The 6400-nt window shown below is 62.2% G+C and carries 4 protein-coding genes and 1 pseudogene; 2 read left to right on the forward strand and 3 right to left on the reverse strand.

All coding sequences use genetic code 11. The annotated features are described in order from the left end of the window. Positions 1-217 precede the first annotated feature (217 nt). Positions 218-1303: an IS630 family transposase gene (locus AC1DY5_RS37450; RefSeq protein ID WP_478119532.1), complete on the reverse strand. Its 1086-nt coding sequence runs from the start codon at positions 1301-1303 to the stop codon at positions 218-220. Positions 1304-1701: 398 nt separating this feature from the next. On the opposite strand from AC1DY5_RS37450, the gene AC1DY5_RS37455 reads away from it, so the two are divergent. Beyond that, positions 1702-2697, forward strand: coding sequence for an SLAC1 anion channel family protein (locus AC1DY5_RS37455; RefSeq protein WP_478119535.1), 996 nt, complete (start codon positions 1702-1704; stop codon positions 2695-2697). An 826-nt stretch (positions 2698-3523) separates the two neighbouring features. On the opposite strand, the pseudogene AC1DY5_RS37460 reads toward AC1DY5_RS37455, so the two are convergent. Continuing rightward, positions 3524-4483 (reverse strand): annotated as a pseudogene (locus AC1DY5_RS37460) (Bug family tripartite tricarboxylate transporter substrate binding protein). Continuing rightward, the gene (locus tag AC1DY5_RS37465; RefSeq protein WP_478119533.1) at positions 4480-5982 is read right to left on the reverse strand and encodes a lyase family protein; all 1503 of its coding nucleotides are present in this window, start codon (positions 5980-5982) and stop codon (positions 4480-4482) included. The pseudogene AC1DY5_RS37460 and the gene AC1DY5_RS37465 overlap by 4 nt, the downstream one beginning before the upstream one ends. A 106-nt stretch (positions 5983-6088) precedes the next feature. On the opposite strand from AC1DY5_RS37465, the gene AC1DY5_RS37470 reads away from it, so the two are divergent. Next, the coding region (locus AC1DY5_RS37470) for a LysR family transcriptional regulator (protein WP_478119534.1) at positions 6089-6400 on the forward strand (312 nt) is incomplete at its 3' end.

A 6400-nucleotide genomic window follows, 5' to 3' on the forward strand; every position in this document is an offset into this window, starting at 1 on the left:
CTCACTCAGGTCCAACTGGTCGATCACCTCCACGACAAAGCGGGCCAGGTGATCCCGCGGTAGCCATTCATCAACCGACGGCGGCAGCAAGTAGGCGGTCTCTCGATCTACGGCAATGAAGCGGCTCATGCAGGGGAGGTCTTTTTAAACTGGCGCCATTGTCCAAGCCGCCGCCCACTCGGGTAGGCGGGAAAGCCCGACAAACTTCTAGACTAGTCTAGTGTSCTGAGTTAGAAGTTCGCAGACAAAACCGCTCGACACCTGCAAGGATGTCATCGGCGGTCTTGACCCATTGGAAGGGCTTGGGCTTGGCGTTGTTGATGTCGAGATACTGCTTGAYTGCCTGCTCAAGCTGGCGYGTGGAACGATGGGTTCCGCGGCGGATGTACTTCTCGGTGAGGGTGGCGAACCAGCGCTCGACCTGATTGAGCCAAGAAGCCGAAGTGGGCGTGAAGTGCACGTGGAACCTCGGATGGCGGGTAAACCAATTGCGGATCGTCGCCGTCTTGTGCGTGCCGTAGTTGTCCATCACGAGATGGATGTCCATKTCGCCCGGCACGTTGGCCTCTACGGTACGCAGGAACTGCAAGAACTCGCTGCTGCGGTGGCGTCGGTGGAGKTCGCCGATCACCTCGCCGGTGGCGATGTCCAGTGCCGCGAACAAGGTCGTCGTGCCATGGCGCATGTAGTCGTGGGTGYGACGCTCGGGAATGCCGGGGGCCAGTGGCAGGATGGGCTGCGTGCGGTCCAGCGCCTGAATCTGGSTCTTCTCGTCSACGCACAGCACCATGGCCTTGAGCGGCGGATCCAGGTACAAGCCCACGATGTCACGCACCTTCTCCACGAACAGCGGATCGCTGGACAGTTTGAACGTCTCCTGGCGGTGCGGCTGCAAGCCGAAGGCACGCCAGATGCGYGAGACGGCCGTTTGCGACAGGTCCATCTCGCGCGCCATCGTGCGCGTGCTCCAGTGCGTCGCGCCCTCCGGGATCGACTCCARCGTGCGCGCGATCACCGCATCGACACGTGCATCGTCGATGCTGCGCGGGGCRCCCGGGCGAGGCGCGTCAAGCAAGCCCTCCATGCGGTGTTCGACGAAGCGCGCGCGCCACTTGGAAACCGTTTGTGGCGTCACTCGCTGGCGAACGGCAACSGCCTTGTTCTCCATGCCATCGGCACAGCCCAACACGATGCGCGCTCGCAATGCCATGGCCTGCGCGGTCTTGCGCCGCAGCGTCAATGCCGTGAGTTGTTCGCGCTCTGCATCGCTGAGCACCAGTTCGCTCTTGGGTCTGCCTCTCATTGCCACCTCGTCGTGTCGACACACTACACGACGGACACAGGCAGACCAAATTAGTTCAACGAATTTCTAACTCGGGATACTAGCGCCGCGGATCCGCCGCGCCGAGCGGCATCGTTCAGGTACGGTCGCGTCCTCGGAGACGTGGCCAGAAAGAGTACCTCAATGGCTCGAATCCAACCGCGCCCGAAGGCCGCTTCGGAGATGGTGCACGTAGACTTTGACTGTCGTTTCCGCGAACCTACTTCGGGGGTCGTGGTGACGGCGTTCTTCCAATAGCGCATCTGGCCATCATCCTGGTTCGCGGGCGGGAGTGCTTGTTGCATCGGTCGCGCATCGATGGGCAAGCCCCAAGCCGGCTTTCCTTCGGGGGCTCGTGCGCGTCCATCTACGGAGCAAGTATCAATACAACGCAAACGCTGAGCCCAGCGGGGAGTCCGCAGCAAGCATCCATCCAGCATCTTCCCGTCAATCTCTTCGCCTCTGTGATGGGCATATCCGGATTGACCACCGCCTGGCGCCAAGCCAGCCATCAATTCGGTACTAGTCCTCTCATTGATGGTGCGATCGGATGCATTGCCGTAGCGATCTTTCTGCTGCTGTGCACTGCCTACGCTGTCAAAGCCTTCGCCTATCCACAAGCCGTATGCAACGAGTTCCGACACCCGATCGCCGGCAACTTCTTCGGTACGGTGGCCATCGCCACTCTGCTCATCTCGTCGGTTGTGGCGCCTGTGAGCGCTCGGGCATCGGAGCTTGTCTGGAGCCTCGGAGCGGTGATGACGATCGCGCTGGCCTTCACGATCGTGAGTCGGCTGCTGCGAGGGAAAGTCGATGCGGGCCATGCCCTGCCTGCCTGGCTGATTCCAGGCGTGGCGACACTGGACATCGCGGTCGCCGGCGGCACCATGCCGATGGCCTGGGCGAAGGAAGTCAACCTGTTCGCAATGGCGGTGGGCACGATGGTCGCGCTGGTCTTCTTCAYGATGATCATGTCCAGACTCATCCACCACCATGAGAAGCTTGCGAATGAGATGGTGCCGTCCCTGATGATTCTGATTGCGCCCTTTGAAGTTGGCTTCCTTGCCTACACGAGCTTCTTCCAACGGGTGGACACCTTCGCCGCCATGCTCTTCTATTTCGGACTGTTCATCTTCTTTTCGCTGGTCTTCAAGGTGTTCAGGCGAAGCATTCCCTTCGCAGTCGGATGGTGGGCCTTGAGCTTCCCGCTTGCCGCCCTCAGCAATGCCGCTCTCCGGTATGCGGAACACGCCCACTTTCCCGCGCTGACGGCCCTGGCAGTTGGTCTGCTGGTGTTCCTGAGCATCTTGATCGCGGTCTTGTTCTTTCGAACCATACAGATCATTCTCAACGGCAAATTGCTCGGCCAGATTTAGTTATTCGCATGGGCGCCACGCAGTTCTTCAGCAGCTCACGACACCCTCCACCGGCTTCCAGAACACCGGCATCGTCTTCACAATAAATCCCTTTGGACAGAAGACCAGTTGAATCGAACCGGCCCTGCGAGATGGCGTCGCGCCAGTGCGCTACTTGCCCGGGGCCTTGTTCACTCGGGCATGCTGGAGTGCATGCCCGTGGCATTAATTCTGAATCAGCAATTACGTAAAAACGCGCGCAAGATAGAACCACCACGTTTGTGCGTTCGAAACAAAGATACGCTCGGGCGGTCGCTACGCGGGATTGAGGACCGATCGAGACCCCTTGCTGCCCACCAGCATCTGCACCGCCGTCGCTTCACTACTTATCGCCACTACTGTGATTACCGTTCTTGCCGCTGTCGGAGCCCAGGCCGAAACCTATGATGGCGTTCACCCACTGACCAACGGCCGTGCGAGTGCCGATGTCGCCTCGGAGGCGAACCGGACCGCCTCTGGAGGCAACGCATACGGCGAAGCCGCTTCGGCGGGCGTTGCCCCAGCCTTGGTCGCCTCGAAGGACCGCTCGGTGGTTAACGACGAAGCCGATGCAACCGCCACGCCCCCAATCAGAACATCGACCGCAAGGCTTACGTCAACAGCGTCTTGCCCTCGCAGTACACCAACAGCAGTTTGAAGATCCAAACGAGCTGAGCAGGCATGTAATCGAGTGGGTCGAGCTGAAGCAGTGGCGTCAGCGTTAGCGGTAATGGCGGCGGCGGTGGCAAATTGATCGCCACCAGCTCAAGGGCGCTACCATACGCGTCCGGTCGCATGCGCTGTGGTCTCATTCGACCGTGGCGCCCGACCGCTTCACGACCTCGGCCCATTTGACACGTTCGGACTGGATGTACTTCGTCAATTCCTCGGGCGTCGACCCGATGGGCTTGATCCCGTCCCCCGCGAAGCGCTCGCGCAGTTCCTTCGATTGAAGCGCGGCCACGGAGCCCTGTTGAAGCCGCTTGACGATTTCAGGTGGCGTGCCGTGAGGGGCGAGCAAGGCATACCATACCCCGGACTCATAGCCCGGCACGCCTGCTTCCGCGATCGTCGGAACGTCCGGCAGCGCCGGCGAGCGCTGGCTCGACGACACGGCGAGAACCCGGATCTTGCCCGCCTTGATCTGCGCGCTACCGGTCCCGTAGCTCACGAACATGGCCTGCACGTTGCCCGAGAGAAGATCGGTCAGTGCCGCGCCGCCGCCCTTGTAGGGCACGTGAACGAGATCGATGCCCGCCATCGACTTGAGCAACTCCATCGACAGGTGCAGGCCGCTGCCGTTGCCGGTCGATGCATAAGACAGGGTTCCGGGCTTCGCCTTCGCGAGCTTGATGAACTCGGCCAGGTTCTAAACGGGCAGCGACGCGTTGACCGCCAGGAAATACGGCGCCGAACCCAGCAACGTGATCGGCACGAAATCATTGAGCGCGTCGTAGCGAAGCTTCGGATAGAGAGCCTGGTTGATGGCGAGTTGCGAGGTCAGGGCGAGCACCACCGAATACCCGTCGGCCGGCGATTGAGCCACATACTCCATGCCGATGTTGCCGCCCGCGCCGCCGCGGTTGTCGATGAAGAACGAGCCCCCCAGGTGTTTCCCCAACTCCTGCGAGAGCGGGCGCCCCACCACGTCGCCGCCGCCGCCCGGCGAATAGGGGACTACGATGCGCACCGGCTTGTCGGGGTATGGCGCGGCCATGGCCGATACGGAGAGGATCAGGAGCGCTAGCAGAGAGAGAAGTTTCTTCATGATGTTGTCTCAGAGTTCGAGGGAATGGTGATTGATGAGGCCATGTCGCAGCCCGCGATCACCGCGACGGCGGCATCCAGCTGCGCATCGGCAAGCGACAGGCGGGCCCGGCACCCATGCGCCCACGCGAGATCGGCAGCGAGATCCTCGCCCTGCCGGGCGAGCATCCGGTTCACCTCGGCGAGCTGCGGACCCCCCTTCCCCTTGCGCCCGAAGACCATGTATTCGGGGCTCGACACTTCGGAGAACTCCTTCTCGTCGAGCGGAAACGCATGTGACGCCATGGACTCGTAGATGCGTGCCGCCTCGCGGTAGGGAAGCTCGCGCATGCGGAGCTTCTGCGAACGGCCGAAGTCCGTCAGYGCCGACGCGAAGCGGTGACCAAGCCGGAATGGGACGTCCGCGCGCTGCAGCAAGGCGTCCGCGATCTCGGTCGCCGTCGAATAGTCGCCATCGACCTCGGCGAGTGCACACTCCTTGTCGACGACCAGTCCTCCGAGGACCTTGCCCAGCAATTCAAGAACCGCCAGGGCGCGGGCACTCGGGACCGGGTCGTAAGACCGGTAGTCGAACATCCCGGTGCGAACGTTGTGCGCCATCAACGCCACGGCCTGCATCTCGCCAAGCAGCATGCTGCTCTGCACGCGCAGTTGCTCCAGCGCGGCAGGGTTGCGCTTCTGCGGCATGATGCTGCTGACCCCCACCAGTTCTCCTCGCTGCAAGGTCATCCAGGGCGCCGGCGCCGCGTATTGCGAATGAAGATCCTGGGCGAACTGCCCGATCTGAACGGCCGCGATGCCGAGCGCCGCCGCCACCTCCATGCTGGTGTCGACGGGCGCCAGGTGATTGGCGTCGTAGGCGTTCTCCACCAGGCCGTCGAACCCCAGGAGCGATGCCAACCGATTGCGGTCGAGCGCGAAACTCGATGTCGTCAGGGCCGCCGAGCCCAGCGGGCCCTGATTGACACGCCCGTACGCGGACCGCAGCCGGGACGTGCTGCGAGCCAGGGAGTCCACCATGCCGAGCATGTAGTGGGCCAAGGTGGTCGGCTGCGCCTGCACGCCATGCGTGTAGGCCGGCACGATGGTGTGCCTGTGCTTCTCCGCCAGGGAGACCAGGGCTTGCCGGGCCCGGATCAATGCATCGCATTCGTCCAACAGTCCCGCACGAAGATTCATGCGTGCGATGGTCGCCGAGATGTCCTGCCGGCTGCGTCCGCAATGCAGGCGGGAAGCGTCGGCGCCGATGGCGGCGAGCAGCTTGGGTTCGTAGTCGAGGTAGTCCGCGGACCACTGCCGAGGCCGGGTACGTTCGTCCCGCAGCAGTGCCAGGATGCCGGACGCAATCCGCCTGGCCACGTCCTCAGAGACGATTCCTGCATCGGCCAACGCGACGATGGAAGCCTTGTTGATCTGGTCGAGATACTCGACGGAACGTCCGCCGCCCCTGAAGCTCGCATTCACGTCATGGGGCTCGGCTGTGTCTGGTGCATTTTTCATATCGGGATCGCTTGATATGACCGCGATTCTTGGTCTTTCTGATCAWTGTGTGAAATGAATATTTAGGCCGCTATCATTGCCAGGAAGGAATACTCGAAAAATAGCCGTGCCGATCACCTTCCAGCAACTCCAGTGCGTGCGCCAGGTCGTGGAGAGCGGCTTCAGCGTGTCGCGCGCGGCTGAATCGCTGCATACCACGCAGCCCGGCGTGAGCAAGATGATTCGCGCGCTGGAGAAGGAGATCGGCATCGAGATCTTCGTGCGCTCAGGCAACCGGCTGACGGCATTGACCGAAGCCGGCAAGGAAGCGCTCTCGCTGTGCGCACGGGTGCTGCAGGACGCCCAGGCCCTGAAGCGTCTGAAGCAGGATATGCCGGCCGAAAGCCAAGGCACGCTGCGCGTCGGAACGACGCATGTC

This window comes from Variovorax sp. P4_D9 (assembly GCF_056401695.1).